A 20,645-nucleotide genomic window follows, 5' to 3' on the forward strand; every position below is an offset into this window, starting at 1 on the left:
ATTGACAAGCCTGCGGGCGTCTGTGACACAATTCCGCATCCGAACACATTAAAGGGGAACCGACATGAACAGGATCGGAATTCTTGCCGCAAGCTTGACGCTTGCCGTCGGATTGTCCGCGCCGGCGATGGCCGCCACATCGGTCAGCATCGGCATCAGTGGGTGGACCGGCTTTGCGCCGCTGACGCTCGCCAAGCAGGCCGGCATCTTCGAAAAGCACGGCCTCGACGTCACCTTGAAGAAGGTGCCGCAAGCCAGCCGGCCGCTCGCCATCGCCAGCGGCGACCTGCAATGCGCCGCCACCACGGTCGAGACCTGGCTGGTCTGGAACGCCAATGGCGTGACGACCAAGCAGATATTCCAGCTCGACAAATCCTACGGCGCCGACGGCATCGTCGCCCGCAACGACATCAAGACCGTCGCCGATCTCAAAGGTAAGTCGGTCGCGTCTTCGGCGCCGGGCACCTCGCCCTATTTCATGCTGGCCTGGGTGCTCAACAAGAACGGCATGTCGACCAAGGACGTGACGGTCGTCAACCTGGAGCCGGATGCGGCGGCGCAGGCGTTTCTCGCCGGCCAGAACGATGCGGCGGTCACCTATGAGCCGTTCATCTCGGCGGTGCGCGAAAAGTCCGACCAGGGCCATATCCTTGTCACCACTCTCGACTATCCGATGGTGCTCGATACGGTCGGCTGCACGCCGGAGTTCCTCAAGGCCAATCCGGATGCGGGCAAGGCGCTTGCCGACAGCTATTTCGAGGCACTCGACCTGATCAAGAGCGATCCGGCGAAATCCTATGAGACGATGGGTGCCGACGTGAAGCAGTCGGCCAAGGAATTCGAAGAGTCGGCCAAATACCTGAAATGGGCCGACAAGGCTGAAAACAAGCAGTTCTTCACCAAGGAATTCCAGGACTTTTCCAAGACCGCTGGCGAGCTTCTGCTGCAGATGGGTTTGATCAAGGAAGCTCCTGACGTCTCGACGTTGGCCGACACCAGCGCCGTCGCCGACTAACCGCCAGGATTGTCGCCCGGCGGCGGCGCGTGCGCCGCCGCTTTTTCATTCAGATCAGAGGACGGTCGAAGATGCCGCGCCCCTTGCATCCGGTCTCGCCGGGCATTCGAACCGTGCTCGGCATTTCGTTCTTCGTGCTGTTCGTGGCGTTCTGGGCGTGGATCACGCTTGGCGGCCACGTCAATCGCATTTTCCTTGCCGATCCGCTGTCGATGGTGAGAGACGGCTGGCGGCTGCTGGTCGAGGACCGCTTCTGGCTCGACATCCTTATCACCATCTGGCGCGTCTTCGGCGGGTTCCTGATGGCGGCCATCGTTGCCGTGCCGCTCGGCATCTTGATGGGTGCCTGGAAGCCCGTGGAGGCGTTCCTGGAGCCGTTCGTCTCCTTCGCCCGCTATCTGCCGGCATCGGCCTTCATCCCGCTGCTCATCCTGTGGGCGGGCGTTGGCGAGCTCGAAAAACTGCTGGTGATCTTCGTCGGCTCGGTGTTCCAGATCATCCTGATCATCGCGGTCAAGGTCGGCGGCACACGGCGCGACCTGGTCGAGGCGGCCTACACGCTTGGCTCGTCCGACAACGGCATCGTGCGGCGCGTGATCATGCCGGCCAATGCGCCGGAGATTGCCGAGACCCTGCGGCTGGTGCTCGGCTGGGCCTGGACCTATGTCATCGTCGCCGAGCTGATCGGCTCGTCGTCGGGCATCGGCTACATGATCATCAACAGCCAGTCGCGGCTGGCGACAGGGCAGATCATCTTCGGCATCATCGTCATCGGCCTGATCGGGCTGTTGTCCGATTTCGCCTTCAAGGCGCTCAACCGTTGGCTGTTTCCATGGAGCCTGGCGTGAGCAAGCTGCTCATCGAAGGCGTCTCGCGCACCTTCGCCGGTGTCGGCGGTGGACAGCCGGTCAAGGCGCTGATGCCGATCGATCTGGCGGTCGCCGCCAACGACTTCATCACGATCCTGGGGCCATCCGGCTGTGGAAAGTCGACGCTGCTCAGGATCGTCGCCGGCCTCGAAGCGCCGAGTGGGGGACGTGTTCTGCTCGACGGCAGGGTGGTGGACCGGCCCGGTCCAGACCGCGGCATGGTTTTCCAGTCCTATACGCTGTTTCCGTGGCTGACGGTCGCCGAGAACATCGCCTTCGGCCTGCGCGAACGTGGAATGGCCGAGCACGAGCGCAGCGAGATCGTCGCTTCTTACGTCGATCTCGTCGGGCTGAGAGGTTTTGAAAACCATTGGCCGAAGCAGCTTTCCGGCGGCATGCAGCAGCGCACCGCGATTGCCCGGGCACTGGCCAACGATCCGGAGATCCTGCTGCTCGACGAGCCGTTCGGCGCGCTTGACAACCAGACCCGCGGGCTGATGCAGGAACTGCTTCTCGGCATCTGGGAGCGCCGGCAAAAAACGGTGCTGTTCGTCACCCACGACATCGAGGAGGCGATCTTCATGGCGTCGCGCGTGGTCGTGATGACGGCACGGCCGGGCCGCATCAAATCGGACGTTGCCGTCGACCTGCCGCATCCGCGCCACTACACGCTGAAGACCAGCCCGGAATTCTCGGCGCTGAAAGCGCGGCTGACGGAAGACATCCGCGTCGAGGCTATGCGCACGGCGCAGGTATAGTCGCCGCAACCTACACTCGACCGCGACCGGAAAAGATGCTCGGTTCGCTCAACAGGCGCTTTAGACGTGGAAGGTCGCGCGTAGGGGCGTCCAGTGCCGCCATGAACGCGGCCCATTTTTCTGCATCGAGGCGGAAGCTGTGCGGGTCGGCCGGTTTTTGGGATAGGCTCGAACTCGTGGTCATGCGACATCTCTCGATGCGGGAATATCACACTTCGCCGGTCCTCTGCTGATTTGCCAGATCAAGCCGCCAGCAATTGCTTGCGATCGACGCGTTCCTGTTGCGGCGAGCGGGCGTACAACTCGCGATAGCATTTGGAGAAATGCGAGGCGGAAACAAAGCCGCAGGCGACCGCCACTTCGACCACCGGCAACGACGACTGGATCAGCAGGTGCCGGGCGCGGTCGAGGCGGATCTCCAGATAGTAACGGGCAGGGGAGCGCCCCATCTCGGTGCGGAACAGGCGCTCAATCTGCCGGCGCGACAGGTCGACATGATCAGCGACCTCGATCAGCGAGAGCGGCTCGGAGAGATTGGCTTCCATCAGCTCGATAATAGCCAGAACCTTGGAATTCTGCACGCCAAGGCGGGCGCGCAGCGGCAGGCGCTGGCGGTCGGTCGGGCTGCGCACGCGATCAGTCAGCACCTGCTCGCAGACGCGGTTGACGAGGCTTTCGTCGAAATCGTCGCCGATCAGCTTCAGCATCATGTCGAGCGCGGCGGTGCCGCCGGCGCAGGTGTAGATGTTCTGGTCGATCTCGAAGAGGTCGGCGAAGACATTGGCCTTGGGGAACGCCTCGGAAAAGCCCGGCAGGTTCTCCCAATGGATGGCGCAGCGCTTGTTGGACAGCAGGCCTGCGGCGGCCAGGATATGCGCGCCGGTGCACAGGCCGCCGACGGCAACGCCGCGATTGTACTCCTCGCGCAACCAGGCAAAGGCCGATTTGTTCTGGTAGCGCTCGACATTGATGCCGCTGCAGACGATGGCCATGTTCGGCCGGTCCGGTCCGGACATTTTCTTGCGCTCTTCCTCCAGCGAGGTGTTGACGGCGCATTCGACGCCGTTCGAGGCGCGCACCGGCTTGCCGTCGATGCTGGCGAGCCGCCAGCGATAGGCTTCATAGCCGAGCATGCGGTTGGCCGAACGCAACGGGTCGAGCGCCGTCGCGAAGGCGATCATGGTGAAATCGGGGACCAGGAAGAATACGAACGATCGCCGGATCGGGTGCTTTACGACGTTCACGGGTAGATCCTCACGCTGCAATGGCGCGAACAGGATGTCGCGATTAGCACAGCGACATCAGGAAAGACGTTTCCTGTCAATTGGCTAGATGGCAACGGAGCGACTTTATTTGCGACACGGGTCGCAAATGGGCGATCGCTATGCGGCGAAGGACGCAACATGCCGCCGGATCGACCAAACGAGCCTACGCAGTCTGCGCACACGAAAAACGCCGCCTCGGCAAAACCGAAGCGGCGCTGGATCGACTTCGAAGCAGCGCTAGGCTGCTTCCGCCGGGATTGCCGCGTCTCAGGCGACGAAGCCGAGGCGCGCGGCAGCCATGGCACCGGTCTGGCCAGGCATGGTGTTGGCCAGGCGCTGGCGCTCGAGCGCGGTCGTCAGGTTCATTTCGCGACGGGCAAAGAGGCGGGCAAAAAGCTTCATGATCATCTCCATTCGGTTGCTCAGACGGGTCGCCTTCGCTTGATGGAGTGGGGCAGCTCGTTTGTTGATGATGATATAGGCTTACGTGAGGGGAAACTAAATCGCAAAAGCGAAGCACTTGATATGAAAAGCGACACGGAATGCGACAAATTTGGGCATTCTGCCCAGGATTTTCGATTATTTACAATGCGTTGATTGCCAGTGCGGGCTGCTATGCGACTTGCTCATATGCGGCATGCGACGGCGACATGGCTCGGGAAAATCATTGGAGTACAAACAAAAAGGCCTGCCGGGCTGATCTGCGCGGCAGGCCTTCAGCTGTTGATACACACGGTTTACTTTGCTCCAGCCCACGATCCCACACCATGGCGAGTGCCGGCCTTGGCATCGGCAGCTTCGGGCCAGCCGATATCCTTCTGCAGTTCAATCGGCAGCGCGCGGATGGCGCGTTCCGTCTGGTAGCGGGCACGGGCCTCGCTGAACTCGGTCGCGATCCGACCGATGGATGACAGGATAGACATCTCATTCTCCTTCGCGTTGGGCCGGGTCGTCCCGGCGCTTGCAGCGTCAGGCGGTACACCGGCTTTGTTTCAGCTTCATTTCGTGTCGATTGCAGGTCCGTGTCATGGTTGTTTCGGGACCACTTCGATGCGTCCTGCCTCCGACCGAGTTGACTATCCTCCCAAACTGATGTTCAATCAAACGAAATGGAATGATGGTTTGCATCAGAAAAATTGAAGGCCGCTTGCCATGAACGCCCCACTCAATCATCCGCTGCCGCTGCTCGATCTCGATGTTCTGCGCACTTTCGTCGCAATCGCCGAGACCGGCAGCTTCACCACTGCGGCCAATGCGGTCTTCCGCACGCCGTCGGCCGTCTCGATGCAGATCAAGAAGCTGGAGGACATTCTCGGCCGCTCGGTGTTCGCGCGCGACGCCCGTTCGGTGACGCTGACCACCGATGGCGAGATGCTGCTCGGCTATGCGCGCCGGCTGCTGTCGATCAATCGCGAGGTGGTGTCGAAGTTCATCATTCCAGACATTGTCGGCGTGGTGCGGCTCGGCTCGCCGGACGATTACGGCGAACGTGTGCTGCCGCATGTGCTGAAGCGGTTCGCACAATCGCATCCATCTATCGCGGTCGACGTCACCATCGACCAGAGCGTCAATCTGCGCCGGCGCATGGACGACCGGGCGCTCGACATCACGTTGCTCACCAACTCGTACAAGACCAGCGCGATCGGCGCCGAAGTGCTGCTCACCGAGCCGATCGTCTGGGCCGGTGCCAAGGGCGGTTGCGCGCATCTGCGTGAGCCGCTGCCGGTCTCATTGTGGGAAGAGGGCTGTGCCTGGCGGGCAGGGGCATTGGAGGCGCTTGGCCGCGAGGGCCGCAACTACCGTATCGCCTATATGAGCGCACACACGGCCGGCCAGCGCGCCGCGATCATGGCGGATCTTGCAGTCGCGCCGCTGCCGAAATCGTTCCTCGGCAGCGATATGGTCGAGCTGTGCCCGAAGGACGGCATGCCTGACATCGGCACCTACAATCTGGCCATGGTGGTGACGCCGGACGCCAGCGCTCCAGTGAAGGCAGTCGCCGACCATATCCGCGCGACGTTTGAGATGTTCAGGGAAACTGGGAAGTTCTGAGCCAACTACGACCTGAGCGGCGCAACCAGATCGCGAGGCGTTCCGTCGCGGTCTGCCCTTTGCAGCGACAACTCTCCTGCCTTGGCATGATAACTGTCAGTTTCGTTGGTCAAGAAGGCCACTATGCTGTCCCGCGCGCGACGCGCCTCCGGCATGTCGATCAACGGCCAGACATGGAACATGCCTTGCTCGTGGACGACCTCAATTTCGACGCCGGCCGCGCGTGCCTTTTCCGCGAAAATCAGATTGTCGGGGGTGAGCAGATCGCGTGAACCGGTCAGCAGCAGCGTTTTGGGCAGCACCGACAGGTCGCCGTAAACCGGGCTGATGCGCCAGTCGGTGGGATCGATGCCGGCGCTGTAAAGCCGGATCGCCTCGCGGCCGCCGGCAATGCCCAGCCACGGATCGTTGCGTTCGGCCTCATACATTTCTGGGTTGGCGAGCGACACGTCGAGACCGGGCGAAATCAGCACGTGGCGTGATGGCAAGGGCAGGCCGTCTTGCGCAGCCATCATGGTCAGCACGACGGCCATGTTTCCGCCGGCGGAATCGCCCATGAAGATGATATCATTCGCCCTGGTTTCGCCGAACATCTGGCGGTAGACGGCGCCGACCATGCCGAACATGGCGTGAAAATCGTGTTCGGGAGCAATGGGATAGATCGGCACGGTGATACCGAACCCGAGGCGGTCGGCCATGTCGGCGATCAGCCGCCAATGATAGGGTGTGATTTCAAAGACGTAAGCGCCGCCGTGCAGGTAGAGAATCCGCCTCCGCTCACCAGCCTGGGGAGCGATCTCGTAGACGGGAAAGCCGTTGATCGTGCGGGTTGTGATCTCCAGGCGTGACCACAGCGACGCAGGCGGCTGATGGTTTTCCGTCCTGCGCGCATAGGCGATCCAGCGCTGCAGGTTCTCGGGGCTGGAAAACGCCTTCTTGCGGCTGTACCTGAGGACGAACGACACGACGTGGCTTTTGAGACTGGGCATGCAGATACACGGACTTCGGCTGAGCCGACTAAGAGAACCCCCGACTATTTCGAAGATTGTGTCGCCACCAAAAAAGTCAAGATTGATGCAATCTCAACACGGTCGTTTGATCCCAGCTGTCGACAAAGCGTCCGGCCATGAAGTCTCTGGCCTACCGGTGCAGCTCAACGCCGCGGCAGCAACGCGGCGCGCAGCCAATTGTTGGGTGCAGCCGGAGCCGCATTGCGGCTCCGGCGAATACCGAGCAGCTTGCATTTGTCGATGAATTTCATCCGCGCTGCGTGCCCCATCCGACCGAAAGCTGCCTTTCGCTCGAACGCGGCGACACCGGCCAGCCAATGTCCTTTTGGATCTCAGGCGGCAAGCTGTTGAGGATGCGCAGCGACTTGCGCGCTTCGCGTGTTTTCTTGAAGGCCGCACCATAGCGGCCGAAGCTTTCGAACATCGACATCTTGATCTCCTTGGAGCGTTGCGGTGGCCGAAAACTGTTTCCGCCGGCCGTTCGATGCCGGTTAAATGCTCCGCCTATGTATCTGGCGGATTTCACGAAAACGCGATTTCGTTTCCAGATCGGCGCGATCTGGAAACATTTGCATACAAATGAAAATGGAAGGTCTGACAGCCTGGCGGAGGCGAGTCATCCCCGCCCGCGCCGCGCGGCATGGCCTTCGCGCGAACGCCGCCGCGGGGCAGCGTCGCCGGCAATGCCGTCTTCGCTCACCGTCTTGCGCGGCGGCAGTTTCACCGCCGCCGACAGCTTGGGAAACGGGTCGATCTTGTTCGGGAGCGCCATGGCATAAACGAAATGTTCCTGGAATTTCGGCTCCAGCGCCGTCTCGATCTTCTCGATCTTGCTAACGGTTTCCTCGATCTCGCGGCGATAGCCACGGTTCAACAGCGCCATGCGGGCGCCGGCGCCGGCCGCATTGCCAACGGCCGAGACCTTGTCGAGGTCGCAATCCGGAATCAGGCCCAGCACCATTGCGTATTTCGGGTCGATGAACGAGCCGAATGCGCCGGCGAAGTGGATGCGGTCGACATGATCGGTGTGCTGTTTTTCCATCAAAAGCTTGGTGCCGGCATAAAGGGCGGCCTTGGCTAGCTGGATAGCGCGCACATCAGTCTGGGTGATGGTGATCTTGGGCTCGCCTTCCTTCAGCACATAGGAGAAGGTGCGGCCATTGGCGACGACGCGGGGCGAGTGGCCGCTCAGCGATCCATCGACGACGCCGTCCTCGGAGATGATGCCGGCGAGATACATCTCGGCGACCACCTCGATGATGCCGGAGCCGCAAATACCGGTGACGCCGGTCGCCTGCACACTGTCGAGGAAGCCCGGCTCGTCGGACCAGAGTTCCGAGCCGATGACGCGGTATTTCGGTTCCAGCGTTTCAGGATCGATGCGGACGCGCTCGATGGCACCCGGTGCGGCGCGCTGGCCACCGGAGATTTCCGCACCTTCGAAGGCCGGGCCAGTTGGCGATGAGGCCGCCACGACCCGCTGGCGATTGCCGAGCACGATCTCGGCATTGGTGCCGACATCGACGATCAGCATCATCTCGTCCTGGCGGTGCGGCCCTTCCGACAGCGTCACTGCGGCAGCGTCCGCGCCGACATGGCCGGCAATGCAAGGAAGCATATAGAGCCTGGCGCCCTGGTTGAGCTTCAAACCGATATCCGATGCCTTGATGTGCACGGCGCCGGAGACGGCTAGCGCGAAGGGGGCGCCGCCGAGCTCGGTCGGATCGATGCCGAGGAACAGATGGTGCATGATCGGATTGCCGACGAACACGGAATCCAGGATGTCGTTGCGCTGGACGTTGCCTTCGGTGCAGACCTTGTCCACAAGCCCCGAAATGGCCTCGCGCACGGCGACCGTCATGCCTTCGCGGCCGTCCGGGTTCATCATCACGTACGAGACACGGCTCATCAGATCCTCGCCGAAGCGGATCTGCGGATTGGATGTGCCCGACGAGGCGGCGACGCGGCCCGACAGCAACGACACCAGATGCATGGCGATCGTGGTCGAGCCGATATCGCAGGCAAGTCCGTACGCCTCGTTCTTGAGGCCGGGCCACAAAGCGATGACCCGTGCGGTCTCGCTGTCGGTGTCCTTGTGGATGGCGGCGGTCGCGGTCCAGTTGCCTTTGCGCAAAATGCCTTGCACCTGCGGCAACAGATGGAAATCGAAATCGAGGCTCTTGAGGCCCCAGTCCTTCATCAGCGCGATCTTCAGACGGTCGAGGTCGCCGAGCGGCTTGTGCATGTCGGGTTCTTCGATCTCGACATAGCACATGCGGATTGCCGCATCGCGGGCGATGACCCTGGTGTCGGCGTCCTTGCGAATGGTCTGCGCGTTGATGACGGTGTCCTGCGGCACGTCGACGACGAGATCGCCGAGAATCTGCGCCGAGCAGGACAGCCGGCGGCGCTCGGGCAGGCCGCGTACGCGCTCGTAGCGCTCTTCCTTGGCGCCCTTGGGCGAGAGGTGATCGTTGGAGGAAACGATCTTGTGCTTGGCGAAATTGCCTTCCTGCACCTCGATCTGGCAACGCCCGCAAGTGGCACGCCCGCCGCACACGCTCTCGACATAGACACCGAGTTGGCGCGCGGCGTCCAGAACCGGCGTGCCGACCGGAAACCGGCCGCGCTTGCCCGACGGCATGAACAGCACGAGCGGATCGGTGATGTTGACGGGAGAGTTCATACGTTCCAGACTTTACTTTCTACGCAGCTCGGGTCTTGGCTACGGCAGCGATGCCGCTATGTCTCGGTTCCTCCCCAGTCCTAGGCCCCATATCGTGTCGGCCAAGACCTGGCTCAACCCCGGGCCATACGCGCTTCGCGGCCGCCGCGCCTGCGTCCGCCATTGCCATTGCCATCGCCCGGCGCGTTGACCTGCGTCCGGGCGGCAACGGCTTGGCCGCCTTCAGCAGGCTTGTAGTCCTTGTAGGTCCTGATCCAATTGGTGCAGTTCTCGTCGGTGCCGTTCAGCACGTTGGCGCCACGCACCGCTTCCATTTCCTGCGGCCGCACCGGGTTCATGATCGCCGAGGTCATGCCGGCGCCGATCACCATCGGGATGAAGGCGGCGTTGATGCCATGACGGTGCGGCAGGCCGAACGAGATGTTGGAGAGGCCGCAGGTGGTGTTGACCTTGAGCTCCTCGCGCAGCCGGCGTAGCAGGGCAAATACCTGGCGGCCGGCATCGCCCAGCGCGCCGATCGGCATGACCAGGGGGTCGACGACCACATCATGCGCCGGAATGCCGAAGTCGGCACAGCGCTGAACGATCTTCTTGGCGACGGCGAAGCGCACATCGGGGTCCATCGAAATACCGGTCTCGTCGTTGGAAATGGCCACGACAGGAACGTTGTATTTCTTGATCAACGGCAGGATGGCTTCGAGCTTTTCCTCCTCGCCGGTGACAGAATTGACCAGCGGCCGGCCCTTGGCGACCTTCAGCGCCGCTTCGATTGCCGCAGTCACGGAGGAGTCGATCGACAACGGCAGGTCGACCAGGCCTTGCACGATCTCCAGCGTCTGCACCAGCAGCGCCGGCTCGGTGGCGTTGGGATCGACTGCAGTGACGCCGGCATTGACGTCGAGCATGGTCGCCCCACAGGCGGCCTGCTCCAGCGCATCCTTGATGACGGTCTCAAAATTGCCGGCGATCATTTCGGCGGCCAGCTTTTTGCGGCCGGTCGGATTGATGCGCTCGCCGATCACGCAGAAGGGCTGATCGAAGCCGATGATGATTTCTCGTGTCGCCGAGGCGACGATAGTGCGGGTCATGAAATCTCTCCATCGTGATATAAAGAGTTCTTTATATCGTTATCTGTTTCTGATCAAGCGAATGCTGACGATTCGCGCTGTCAATGCGCGGTCTTGACCATGTCGACCTGGGTTTCGGTGAGGTCGTCATGCAGTATGTGGTCGAGCCGGTCGGCAACGAGCTGGTCGTCGCGGCGGATTTCGCGTTTCCACGGCCGGCGACCCTTCAGCACGCCAGATTCGTCGACGATCTCAGCGACGTATTCTTCCTGGCGATAGGCCATCACATGGACGCCGGACACACCGGGAATTTCCTTCACCTCATTGATGATGTCGATGCAGAGCTGCTTGCCTTCCTTCTTCTGATCCTGAGCGCCTTCCAGGCGCTTGACGATCTGATCGGGAATGTGAATGCCCGGTACGTTGGAGCGGATCCATTTGGCCGTCTTGGCCGAGGCCAGCGGCCCGACGCCGCACAGGATGAAACATTTCTCGGTATAGCCGAGATCGCGGACCTTCTGCATGTAGGTGCGGAACATCGGTACGTCGAAGCAGTACTGGCTCTGCACGAACTGTGCCCCGGCGGCGATCTTCTTGCCCAGCCGATAGGGCCGGAAATCGATCGGCGGCGCAAACGGGTTGATCGCCGCGCCAAGGAAAAGCTGCGGCGGGGTCGTGAGTTTGCGGCCGGACAGGAATTTGCCGTTATCGCGCATAACGCGGCAGGTTTCGAGCAGCGACATGCAGTCGAGATCGAACACCGGCTTGGCGCCGGGCTGGTCGCCGGCCTGCACGCCGTCGCCGGTCAGGCACAGCATGTTGGCGACGCCCATCGCAGCACCCCCAAGCACGTCGCCCTGGATGGCGATGCGGTTCCGGTCGCGGCAGGCGATCTGCATGATCGGGGCATAGCCCATGCGGGTCAGCAGCGCGCAGATGCCGACCGACGACATGTGGCAGTTGGCGCCGGAAGCGTCGACGGCATTGATGGCGTCGACCCAGCCGTCGAAAATCCTGGCGCGGTTGTAGACGTCTTCCGGATCGGCGCTGTCGGGCGGATTGAGCTCGGTCGTCACTGCGAACTCGCCGCGCCTGAGGACGCGTTCCAGCCGGCCACGCGAGGTGTGGCCGGGCAGGGGATCGAGCGGCAAATGGATGCCGGCCGGATTCTCGTCTGGCTGACGGCCGATCATGCCGATGCTCCGGTCTTCGTAGTATTCCGGGCCGCATTGCGGGCGGCCGCGGCCTGCGCGGTGACCCGCAGCCAGGCGGAAGTTTCGCGCAAGGACTGATCCACCGGCTTCTGCACTTCCAAAATCTTGTCGCCATGCACCATGTTCCGCGAGCCTTCCCAGGCTTTGACCCAGACGCAAGGCATGTCAGGCTCGACCTCGCAATTGCCGTTGGCGCGGACACCGCCGCAAGGGCCGTTGCGCAATTGCTTGGGGCAGTTCATTGGGCACGACATGCCGGTCGAAGAAAGAATGCACTGGCCGCACATGCGGCAGTCGAACATGAATCCCTTGACGCGCTTTTCGACGAATTTCACAGGCCCTTCGACACGGCTGTAGCCGATGCCCTTCCACAGCGGATGGAGGAGCAGGAACATGTCGGCGAATTTGCCGTAGAACCATTCGAGCAGCCGCGAATGCCGCACAGACCAAAGGCGCACCGCGAAAGAGCGCTGCGCACGCCGCTGCGGCGACACGTCGGCCGGCTTGTAGTCGGATTTCGGCGCCGCCTTCTTGACGATGGTCGCCTGGGTCACGCCGGCTTGAGCCGTCGTCGCCGGCATTGATTGGGGATCAGACATTTTCTTTGCCGCCCGCCTTGACCAGAGCGACCAGCCGCTCACGGTCGTATTTCGCATCAAGTTCCTGAAGAGCCTTCTCGGCCTCGGCTTCAAGATCGTCACTGACCGGAATGGGTTCTGCCTTGCGCCATTCGGCAAGATAGTCGTCGGTGCCGCCGGCGCCGGTGCGCATGGCGCACATGTCGATCGCCTCGGTGAAGCGCAGCGGCAGTTCGCGCTTGGCGTTCTGCCGGCCCTTTTTGACGATGACCTGGGCGGGGATGTCGCGCCAGTAGACGACGATCAGATCGGCCATGAATTCCTGCTCCTGCAGAGCGCCGTGCGTCCAATCGACTCACAAACGATGCTCTACCACTTAACTCCGCTGCATCGTGCTCTCCGAAGATCGATTCCGATCTTTTGGCCAATGCAGTGGTTTCGAGCATTGCCGGAAGCGCTGTTGGGCTGCTTGTTATGGGACGACGCGGGGGCCTTCAAAAGCGACGCAATCGACGGCCGCGGTTGAAAGCGGAGTTTCTTCCAGCACTGGTCAGCCGGCGCGGCCATCGTAGCTGCCGACCAGCTTCCTGTGGAAGCGCACGTAACCTCGTTCGGTCGTGCGTAAATGCTCCGCGACGATGTCATGGAAGCGCGGCAGGCGGTGGAAGGGAACGGCCGGATAGGAATGGTGCTCGGAATGGTACGGCATATTCCAAGCCACGAAGCGCACCAGCCTTGTGGTGAAGGTGGTGCGGGTGTTCTCGAGCATGTTGGCGACATGTGGGCACAACGCGTGCTCGGCCAGCAGGTAGGCACGCAAAAACGGCTGTCCGACCAGCACCGGCACGATCCAGACCCACAACAGCAGCGCCGACTGCGCGGCGAGCGATGCGGCCAGCAATGCCGCATAGCCGATCAGGAACTGCCGTGCTTCGGCAACCACCTTGCCGCGGCGCTTTTCCGGCACAAAGCCGTCGCGGTTGCGGCCCGCCGCATTGGTTGCGATCACACGGCCCATGGCGATCCAATAGGGGGCGCCTGACAGATAGCGCAGATATTGGCTGATGGTCTCCGGCTTCGGGGCCATCAGTTCGGGGTCGTTGTCCGGGTCGTGCGTATGGCGGTGATGGGCGAAATGGAAATAGCGGAACCATGCCGGCGGCAGCAGGATAAGGAAGCCGGCCACGGCGGCGATGGTGCGATTGAGCCGCGCCGTTCTGAACGCAGTTTCATGGATGGTCTCGTGCAACGGCGTGAAGAAGAAGACGATCAGGATTCCCTGCGGCAAGACGAGCGCGGGCCAGAACGGGATGCGAGCGGCGATCAGCGCGCCTAGCAGGATAACCAGCCCGGCATGGACCGCCAGCCGGACAATGCCTGGCCGGTCAACCCTGGCGGTGAGGTCGCGACGGTCCTCGACCGAAAGGCCGGCAATGATGGTGCGGTGGTCGATGTCGCTCATGATGCAATGTTAGTGGCGGGTGGCTGTCCGGTAAATCGGCGCGTCACCAGACGCCGTTCCTTATCCCCGTCCAGAGATAAAACCATATCGTCGGATGATACCATTGTGTCGAAGGTAGGCCGGGATCCACCGTGCCGAGCTTGCCGGCCAGCGCATCCCTGACCGCTTCGACGCAGATGTCGCGCGAGAAGGCCGCCTGCCGCAACGCGTAGCTCGAAACTGTGTCGCCGGGCTGCGGTTTGCCACGCGTCTGCCGCAGCACGCCGCCAGTGTCGACCCCGGCGGCGACCAGATGCACGGTGGTGCCGAAGTTCTCCGCATCGCCTGAAGCCAGCGCCCAGTAACCGCCGTTCATGCCACGATATTTCGGGGCGATGCCGGCATGGTAGTTGAGGACCGGGCAAGGGATTTTCGCCAGCGTCTGCCGCGACAGCAAGCGGCAGCCGGCGAGCAGCACCACACCCGGCTGGATTTCCGCAATCGCCTGCAGGCACTCCGGCGCGTTGGCCGACGAGACATAAATGATCTTTTGCCCAGGCTTCGGTTCGGTTTGCAGCTTCTGCCCGGCGGCAAGCCGTGCTGCGTGGCCGGCGAAGAAGCGCTTGCCGAGGCGCGTCAGCACCATCGTGCCGAGTTGACCGATGGCCGAGGTCCAGCCTTGCCGCCGCGCCCGCGCGAGGAGCAATTGCTTTTTGGATTCAGGAGCTTCGAGGATGACGCTGACCGGGCCGAGTTGATCGGCGAGGGCGTTGACGATCGCCCAGATATGCGGGCCGCCTTCGGTGACGACGACGATCGGCCGTTGGTTTGTTTTCGACAGTGCCATGCTCTGCGACTCCCCGCAAAGAACCTGTTCTTTGCGCGCGAATGCTAGGCTGACCGGGTTAACCCCTGGTGATCGGGCTCAGCGCTTGAATTCGAGGATATCGAGCTTCGATTCGTAATAGGGCGCCGGGAACTCGATGCGCCATTCACTGGCGCTGTTGCGGAAGGCATAGCCGACCTGATCGCTTTCCGGGCCGCTGCCGTAGGGCTTTGCCGGATCGTCGTTGACGTGGAAGGAACCGAGATAGATCGCGCGTTTCTCGCCATCGTCGAAGAAGCGGCCCTTGGTGCGTTGCGAGCCGGTGATCTTTTCCAGTCTCCAGCCAGAACCGTCGTCGCTCACCTCGCATTTGAACCAGCCATAGATGACGAGCGGGCTCAATCCGCCGGCCTTGATGGTGCGGCATTGCCATTTGCCGGTCAGGTCCCTGTCAGAGAAGGGAACCAGCGGCTTTGCCAGCAAAGCGTCGAGCTGCTTGACCTCGGCGGGATCGCCGGCCTTCGCCTCGTCAAGCGCTGCCTTGCGCGTCTCGCCATATTTGTTGAGCCGCGCCTTGTCGGCAGCCGTTATCAGCGTCTGCACCTCGCCATCGGCGAACGCGGGCATGGTCAAGCAGAGGACAGTTGCTGCGGCAAACATGAGGCGAGCGATCATCGGTGGCGTTTCCTTTTTGATGGCTGGAGCAGGCTGTTTTCTTGTCTGGCGCATACCTTAATGTTTCGCCGCGTTCTGTCATCCGTGCCTGAGCATCGACAGCAGAAACGAGGTGGAAAGAATGCGGATCTTGCTGACGGGATCGTCCGGTTGGCTGGGCAGCGCCTTGGCGCCGCGCCTGCGGGCTCTTGGCCATGACGTCACCGGCCTCGATCCCGTTCCGTCTTCGGAAACGCCGATCGTCGGCTCAGTGGCCGATCGCGACCTGGTCATGAGGGCGGTCGAGGGGAACCGCGTCGAGGCCATCATCCATAGCGGCGCGCTGCACAAGCCTGACATCGAACGTTATCGCAACGAGGATTTCGTCGAGACGAATGTGCGCGGCACGCTCAACCTGCTCGACGCGGCGGCAGCATTCGGCGTTCAGCGTTTCGTGTTCACGTCGACGACGTCGCTGATGATTTCCCAAACCATTCGCGCCGGCTTCACCGGCGGGACGCGCAAGGCGGCATGGCTGACGGAAGACATGTCGCCTGAACCGCGCAACATCTACGGCGTCACCAAGCTTTCAGCCGAACAGCTCTGCCGGCTCTATCATTTGCAGTTCGGCCTGCCGGTGATCGTGTTGCGCACCGCCCGGTTTTTTCCCGAGGCGGACGACATGGCGCACGTGATCGAACAGTCGGATGCCAACACCAAGGCCAATGAGCTGTTGTTCCGCCGGCTGACGGTGGAGGACGCAGCCGACGCCCACATCGCTGCCCTGGAGAAAGCGCCGCAATTGGGCTTCGACACTTTCATCATCTCGGCACCGACGCCTTTCCAGCCCGAAGATTGCGCGGCCTTGATCGCCGACGCGCCGTCGGTCGTGGCGCGCTATTTTCCGGATTATCCGGCGCTCTACGCGAAGAAAGGCTGGACGATGTTTTCGTCGATCGACCGGGTCTATGATGCGTCGCGGGCGCAGGAAGCGGCTGGGTTTCATCTGCAAGACGAGCTTTGCCGATGTGCTCGCCCGGCTTGTGGCGGAATAAGAGCGCGGGTATTCGTCAGGAATGCGCGTCACTGGGAGAGGTAGTTGGGAGTAACAATCTACTTTGAAGGACAGTTACGGGGTCACGAGCAATATGCTGCTTTGCTGCACGAAGCCAAGGCGTTCGCCATTGCGCGAGACTGGCCGGTGCGCGAGATCGATGAGCGCGAGAAGACGCTCAATCGAGTCATTGATGAACGAAACGTGGACTATATTGGCCCTGTGTTTGGAATAGAGCTTCAACCGCATCCCAATTCGGAACCGCTGCGGCTTGAGTTCGACAAGCACCTCTTCGTTCAACAACACTGTAAAACTCAGTTTTCAGGTGCAGGCGCTCATATCGAGATCATCAGCTTTCTTCGCGAAATTACTCGCTTGTTCTCCAGTCTCAATGTCGTCGATGAAGGGGCGTATTGGGAGCTAAGTGATCCGTCAATTCTGCAAAGTAATTTTGACAATGTCGATGCAATGCTTGCCGAAATATTGCTTAAAGATCCAACCGCGCGGGGACCGATCCGCCTTGAAACCGGGCGCATTATCGATGTCATATCGGATCGGTGAATCGGTGGGCGAAAATGAACGGCAGCCTCCGGCAAACGCTTAGAGGACGCTATTTCTTTTACGAATGTGCTGAGGCGCTGGCCAGTTCCTTCGTCAGGTCACCATAGCCGGTCGAGCGGCGCTCATAGGCGAGGCCGAGCATTTTCGCCGCCTTTTCGGCGACCTTGTCGAGTTCCGGGTCGTTGGTCTGAGCGATATAGATCAGCTTCTCGTAGTTGCCGAAATAGTCCTTGATCAGCTCCGGGTGCTTGTCGAGGCCGAGCGGCTTCATGAAGAAGGCATCGAATTGCCGGCAGAGGAAGTCGGTCATGTAGAACGACATCATGTCGTCATCGGCGACCTTCGCATAGGCATCCATGCCCTGGTAGAAAGCAAAGCAATGCGGCCCGGCCATGCGCTCGACGCCATGCTTCTCGCAGATCCGATCGAGCAGGCCACCCGTGCCGCAATCGGCATAGCCGACGAAGATGTGTCTGTAGCCGTCGGTCTTGGCCTTCTCGATAGCCTTGTCCATGGCCGGCGCGATGCGGTCCGGATAGAAATGGAACTCCGCCGGCAGGCAGGTCAGGTCGAGATGGTCGAGCCCGAGCTGCTCCTTGACCGCCAAAACTTCGCGCGCGATCATCCCGCAGGCGATGACGAGCAGCCTGTCGCCTTGATCGGATTGTTGTTTTCGCGCGGTAGTCATGGAACCAGTCTAATCGATCTTCGTTGCTGTCCAGCGAATTTATATGCTGAGGGAGACACCATTCATGAAATTGTTCCGCGTCGCGCCAATCGCTATTCTCGCCTGCGCCTTGGCTGTTTCGGCCTGCGCCAACACGGTGCGCGGCGTCGGTAAGGATATCAAATCCACTGCGAAGGCAGTTGACGATACCGTCAAGAAACCCTGATCCGCACGGCTCTCAACATTTGGGAATAAAAAAGCCGCACTGCAAGGCGCGGCTTTTCTTGTTCGTGCCGGACTTATTGGCTCAGGCCGAAGCGCGGACGTTGTGCTTGCGCTTCATGAAGTCCTTGGCGGTCTCGACTGCCACCGCGGCGTCGCGGCAATAGGCGTCGGCGCCGACGGCTTTGCCGAATTCCTCGTTGAGCGGTGCGCCGCCGACCAGTACGACATAGTCGTCGCGAATGCCTTTTTCCTTCATCGTATCGATGACGACCTTCATGTAAGGCATGGTCGTCGTCAGCAGGGCCGACATGCCGATGATGTCGGGCTGGTGCTTTTCGATGGCATCGAGATATTTTTCGACCGCATTGTTGATGCCGAGGTCGATGACATCGAAGCCGGCGCCTTCCATCATCATGCCGACCAGGTTCTTGCCGATGTCGTGGATGTCGCCCTTGACGGTGCCGATCACCATCTTGCCCTGCTTCGGCGCGCCTGTGGCGACAAGCAGCGGACGCAGGATGAACATGCCGGCCTTCATCGCGTTGGCCGACAGCAGCACTTCGGGAACGAACAGGATGCCGTCGCGGAAATCCTCGCCGACGATACGCATGCCCTCGACCAGAGCCTCGGTCAACACCTTGTAAGGCGCCCAGCCGCGCTCGAGAAGGATATTGGTGCCTTCCTCGATTTCTTCCTTCAACCCGTCATAAAGATCGTCGTGCATCTGCTGCACCAACTCGTCGTCGGAGAGTTCCGAAAGGATGATCTCGTCGTCGGCCATTTTTTCTCAGGCTCCTTGCCGGCTACAACTATCGCGGCAGCTTAAAAATATCGCGTCAATACCTAACCCGCACGGGCCGGTTGTCCATAGCTGATTTGCGACTTCCCGCAAAACGAAAGCGACCGTAAATCTCTTGGAATTCTTGTCGATTTTGCGACAGGCGTTGGCGCTGGCGGGCCGTTTCGAATAGGGTGCATGGCTACGATCCGGCCAGAGACCGCAATATGCGGCCGCAAACGGATTTCAGGCCGGTACAACAGCCCGGCCGGAGTAAATCAGGCCAGAACGAAAGCCAGGGAAGAACGATTATGAGTGAGAACGCGCCGGTCGATCAGGAAGCGTCAAACGCACGGCGCGGGCGCGCTGCCAGCGGTGGCGCCGCAGCCCGACGGGCCGCGCGTTCGGGCGGCGGCCCCGGCACACAGCTCACCTATATCAAGCGCAAGATCAACGTCTATGAAGTGCTGGACGAGGAAGGGCTGGCGCTGATCGAAAAGAACACCGATACGGTGCTGGAGGAGATCGGCATCATCTTCCGCGACGACGCCGAGGCGCTGCAGCTTTGGAAAGAGGCGGGCGCCGACGTCAAGGGCGAGCGGGTGCATTTCCCCAAGGGCCTCTGCCGCTCGCTGTTGAAGACCGCTCCGTCCGTCTATACCCAGCACGCCCGCAACGGCGAGCGCTCGGTGCAGATCGGCGGCAACGCGACAGTGTTCGCGCCGGTCTATGGACCGCCCTTCGTGCGCGATCTCGACGGCGTCAGGCGCTATGCGACGATCGAGGATTTCCGGAATTTCGTGAAACTCGCCTATATGGCGCCGTCGATCCACCATTCGGGCGGCACGGTTTGCGAGCCGGTCGACGTGCCGGTCAACAAACGGCATCTCGACATGGTCTACAGCCATATCAAATATTCGGACAAGCCGTTCATGGGCTCGGTGACCGCGCCCGAGCGCGCGGAAGATACGGTGGCGATGGCCAAGATCGTGTTCGGTGACGATTTCGTCGAGAACAACACGGTGCTGACCAGCCTGATCAACGCCAACTCGCCGATGGTCTTCGACGAGACCATGCTGGGAGCGCTGAAGGTCTATTCGCGCCACAATCAGGCCTGTATCGTCACGCCGTTCATCCTTGCCGGTGCGATGAGCCCGGTGACGGTCGCCGGCACGCTGACCCAGGTTTTAGCCGAGGTTCTGGCGGGAGCGTCGTTCACCCAGCTGATCCGGCCGGGTGCGCCGGTGCTGTTCGGCACCTTCGCCTCGTCGATCTCGATGCAGTCGGGCGCGCCGACCTTCGGCACGCCGGAGCCGTCGCTGGTCTCGTATGGCGCCGCACAGCTTGCCCGTCGGCTCGGCCTGCCGTTTCGCACCGGCGGTTCGCTCTGTGCTTCAAAAATCCCCGATGCGCAGGCCGCCTACGAGAGCGCCAACACGCTGAACTCGACGATCCTCGCCGGCACCAACTTCGTGCTGCATTCGGCCGGCTGGCTCGAGGGCGGTCTCGCCTCCTGCTACGAAAAGTTCATGATGGATATCGACCAGCTCGGCATGACGCAGAAGTTCTCTGAGGGTGTCGACCTGTCGGAAAACGGCCAGGCGATGGACGCCATCCGCCAGGTCGGCCCAGGCAGCCACTATCTCGGCTGCGATCACACCCAGGCCAATTTCCAGACCGCGTTCTACCGCTCCAACATCGCCGATAACAATTCCTACGAGCAATGGCTGGCCGAAGGCGAAAAAACCGCGCCGCAGCGCGCCAACGAGCTCGCCCGCCGCTGGCTGGAGAGCTACGAGGCGCCGTATCTCGACCCGGGCATCGACGACGGGCTGAAGGACTTCATCGCCAGGAAGAAGGCGTCGATGGCCGACGCCTTCACCTGAAAGGAGCCCGAATCAGGCGGGGCTAAAGTCGCCAACATC

The 20,645-nt window shown here is 61.6% G+C and carries 24 protein-coding genes; 8 read left to right on the forward strand and 16 right to left on the reverse strand.

What is annotated here, in order from left to right:
• The first annotated feature begins 64 nt into the window (after window positions 1-64).
• From NKI72_RS08355 to NKI72_RS08365, 3 genes are all read left to right on the forward strand, one after another.
• The gene (locus NKI72_RS08355) at window positions 65-1,015 is read left to right on the forward strand and encodes an ABC transporter substrate-binding protein (protein WP_352452114.1); all 951 of its coding nucleotides are present in this window, start codon (window positions 65-67) and stop codon (window positions 1,013-1,015) included.
• Window positions 1,016-1,086: 71 nt separating this feature from the next.
• Window positions 1,087-1,863 (forward strand): ABC transporter permease, encoded by a 777-nt coding sequence (locus tag NKI72_RS08360; protein ID WP_352539653.1) that lies wholly within the window; start codon window positions 1,087-1,089, stop codon window positions 1,861-1,863.
• Window positions 1,860-2,642, forward strand: a complete 783-nt coding sequence (locus NKI72_RS08365; protein ID WP_352500960.1) for an ABC transporter ATP-binding protein — start codon at window positions 1,860-1,862, stop codon at window positions 2,640-2,642. Before NKI72_RS08360 ends, NKI72_RS08365 begins: the two co-directional genes overlap by 4 nt.
• Before the next feature lie 10 nt (window positions 2,643-2,652).
• Here NKI72_RS08365 and NKI72_RS08370 read toward each other — a convergent pair whose 3' ends face one another.
• The 4 genes from NKI72_RS08370 to NKI72_RS08385 form a co-directional block, all read right to left on the reverse strand.
• Window positions 2,653-2,826, reverse strand: a complete 174-nt coding sequence (locus NKI72_RS08370; protein WP_352500959.1) for a type II toxin -antitoxin system TacA 1-like antitoxin — start codon at window positions 2,824-2,826, stop codon at window positions 2,653-2,655.
• Between the two features lie 58 nt (window positions 2,827-2,884).
• Window positions 2,885-3,823 (reverse strand): GlxA family transcriptional regulator, encoded by a 939-nt coding sequence (locus NKI72_RS08375; RefSeq protein WP_352501106.1) that lies wholly within the window; start codon window positions 3,821-3,823, stop codon window positions 2,885-2,887.
• Window positions 3,824-4,174: 351 nt separating this feature from the next.
• Complete coding sequence (locus NKI72_RS08380) at window positions 4,175-4,309, reverse strand: hypothetical protein (protein WP_013894968.1); 135 nt, start codon at window positions 4,307-4,309, stop codon at window positions 4,175-4,177.
• A gap of 335 nt (window positions 4,310-4,644) precedes the next feature.
• A complete protein-coding gene (locus tag NKI72_RS08385) occupies window positions 4,645-4,830 on the reverse strand; it encodes a hypothetical protein (protein WP_352452109.1) in 186 nt (61 codons plus the stop codon).
• A gap of 229 nt (window positions 4,831-5,059) precedes the next feature.
• On the opposite strand from NKI72_RS08385, the gene NKI72_RS08390 reads away from it, so the two are divergent.
• The gene (locus tag NKI72_RS08390; protein ID WP_023676521.1) at window positions 5,060-5,959 is read left to right on the forward strand and encodes a LysR substrate-binding domain-containing protein; all 900 of its coding nucleotides are present in this window, start codon (window positions 5,060-5,062) and stop codon (window positions 5,957-5,959) included.
• Between the two features lie 5 nt (window positions 5,960-5,964).
• Here the strand turns inward: NKI72_RS08390 and NKI72_RS08395 are convergent, their stop codons facing one another.
• The 10 genes from NKI72_RS08395 to NKI72_RS08440 form a co-directional block, all read right to left on the reverse strand.
• Window positions 5,965-6,948 carry an alpha/beta hydrolase gene (locus NKI72_RS08395; RefSeq protein ID WP_352539654.1) on the reverse strand — a complete coding sequence of 328 codons (984 nt, stop codon included), beginning with the start codon at window positions 6,946-6,948 and terminating at the stop codon, window positions 5,965-5,967.
• Window positions 6,949-7,216: 268 nt separating this feature from the next.
• The gene (locus tag NKI72_RS08400; protein ID WP_352470285.1) at window positions 7,217-7,399 is read right to left on the reverse strand and encodes a hypothetical protein; all 183 of its coding nucleotides are present in this window, start codon (window positions 7,397-7,399) and stop codon (window positions 7,217-7,219) included.
• Between the two features lie 186 nt (window positions 7,400-7,585).
• Window positions 7,586-9,655 carry an ASKHA domain-containing protein gene (locus tag NKI72_RS08405; RefSeq protein ID WP_023676517.1) on the reverse strand — a complete coding sequence of 690 codons (2,070 nt, stop codon included), beginning with the start codon at window positions 9,653-9,655 and terminating at the stop codon, window positions 7,586-7,588.
• Window positions 9,656-9,768: 113 nt separating this feature from the next.
• Window positions 9,769-10,743 (reverse strand): methyltetrahydrofolate cobalamin methyltransferase, encoded by a 975-nt coding sequence (locus NKI72_RS08410; RefSeq protein WP_023676516.1) that lies wholly within the window; start codon window positions 10,741-10,743, stop codon window positions 9,769-9,771.
• A gap of 80 nt (window positions 10,744-10,823) precedes the next feature.
• The gene (locus NKI72_RS08415; protein WP_023676515.1) at window positions 10,824-11,915 is read right to left on the reverse strand and encodes a methylenetetrahydrofolate reductase; all 1,092 of its coding nucleotides are present in this window, start codon (window positions 11,913-11,915) and stop codon (window positions 10,824-10,826) included.
• Complete coding sequence (locus tag NKI72_RS08420) at window positions 11,912-12,535, reverse strand: methylenetetrahydrofolate reductase C-terminal domain-containing protein (RefSeq protein WP_352831065.1); 624 nt, start codon at window positions 12,533-12,535, stop codon at window positions 11,912-11,914. Before NKI72_RS08420 ends, NKI72_RS08415 begins: the two co-directional genes overlap by 4 nt.
• Window positions 12,528-12,830, reverse strand: a complete 303-nt coding sequence (locus NKI72_RS08425) for a virulence factor (RefSeq protein ID WP_352539655.1) — start codon at window positions 12,828-12,830, stop codon at window positions 12,528-12,530. The genes NKI72_RS08420 and NKI72_RS08425 overlap by 8 nt, the downstream gene beginning before the upstream one ends.
• A 234-nt stretch (window positions 12,831-13,064) precedes the next feature.
• A complete protein-coding gene (locus tag NKI72_RS08430; protein WP_352850041.1) occupies window positions 13,065-13,976 on the reverse strand; it encodes a fatty acid desaturase in 912 nt (303 codons plus the stop codon).
• A gap of 43 nt (window positions 13,977-14,019) precedes the next feature.
• Complete coding sequence (locus NKI72_RS08435) at window positions 14,020-14,802, reverse strand: formyl transferase (RefSeq protein ID WP_352850042.1); 783 nt, start codon at window positions 14,800-14,802, stop codon at window positions 14,020-14,022.
• A gap of 78 nt (window positions 14,803-14,880) precedes the next feature.
• A complete protein-coding gene (locus NKI72_RS08440; protein WP_352470292.1) occupies window positions 14,881-15,456 on the reverse strand; it encodes a DUF4893 domain-containing protein in 576 nt (191 codons plus the stop codon).
• A 121-nt stretch (window positions 15,457-15,577) separates the two neighbouring features.
• Between NKI72_RS08440 and NKI72_RS08445 the strand changes: the two genes are divergently transcribed.
• Both NKI72_RS08445 and NKI72_RS08450 read left to right on the forward strand, forming a co-directional pair.
• Window positions 15,578-16,534: an NAD-dependent epimerase/dehydratase family protein gene (locus tag NKI72_RS08445; protein ID WP_352539658.1), complete on the forward strand. Its 957-nt coding sequence runs from the start codon at window positions 15,578-15,580 to the stop codon at window positions 16,532-16,534.
• Window positions 16,535-17,050 (forward strand): hypothetical protein, encoded by a 516-nt coding sequence (locus tag NKI72_RS08450; protein ID WP_352539659.1) that lies wholly within the window; start codon window positions 16,535-16,537, stop codon window positions 17,048-17,050.
• A gap of 58 nt (window positions 17,051-17,108) precedes the next feature.
• Here NKI72_RS08450 and NKI72_RS08455 read toward each other — a convergent pair whose 3' ends face one another.
• Entirely contained in the window at window positions 17,109-17,738 is a 630-nt protein-coding gene (locus NKI72_RS08455; RefSeq protein ID WP_352539660.1) for a DUF1638 domain-containing protein, read from the reverse strand.
• Between the two features lie 64 nt (window positions 17,739-17,802).
• Here NKI72_RS08455 and NKI72_RS08460 point away from each other — a divergent pair, with 64 nt between their 5' ends.
• Window positions 17,803-17,943 carry an entericidin A/B family lipoprotein gene (locus NKI72_RS08460; protein ID WP_023676507.1) on the forward strand — a complete coding sequence of 47 codons (141 nt, stop codon included), beginning with the start codon at window positions 17,803-17,805 and terminating at the stop codon, window positions 17,941-17,943.
• A gap of 81 nt (window positions 17,944-18,024) precedes the next feature.
• Here NKI72_RS08460 and NKI72_RS08465 read toward each other — a convergent pair whose 3' ends face one another.
• Entirely contained in the window at window positions 18,025-18,723 is a 699-nt protein-coding gene (locus tag NKI72_RS08465) for a cobalamin B12-binding domain-containing protein (protein ID WP_023676506.1), read from the reverse strand.
• 308 nt (window positions 18,724-19,031) lie between these two features.
• Here NKI72_RS08465 and NKI72_RS08470 point away from each other — a divergent pair, with 308 nt between their 5' ends.
• A complete protein-coding gene (locus NKI72_RS08470; RefSeq protein ID WP_292654762.1) occupies window positions 19,032-20,606 on the forward strand; it encodes a trimethylamine methyltransferase family protein in 1,575 nt (524 codons plus the stop codon).
• The last annotated feature ends 39 nt before the right edge of the window (window positions 20,607-20,645 follow it).

The organism is Mesorhizobium sp. M0437, assembly GCF_040321335.1.
GTDB lineage: Bacteria > Pseudomonadota > Alphaproteobacteria > Rhizobiales > Rhizobiaceae > Mesorhizobium.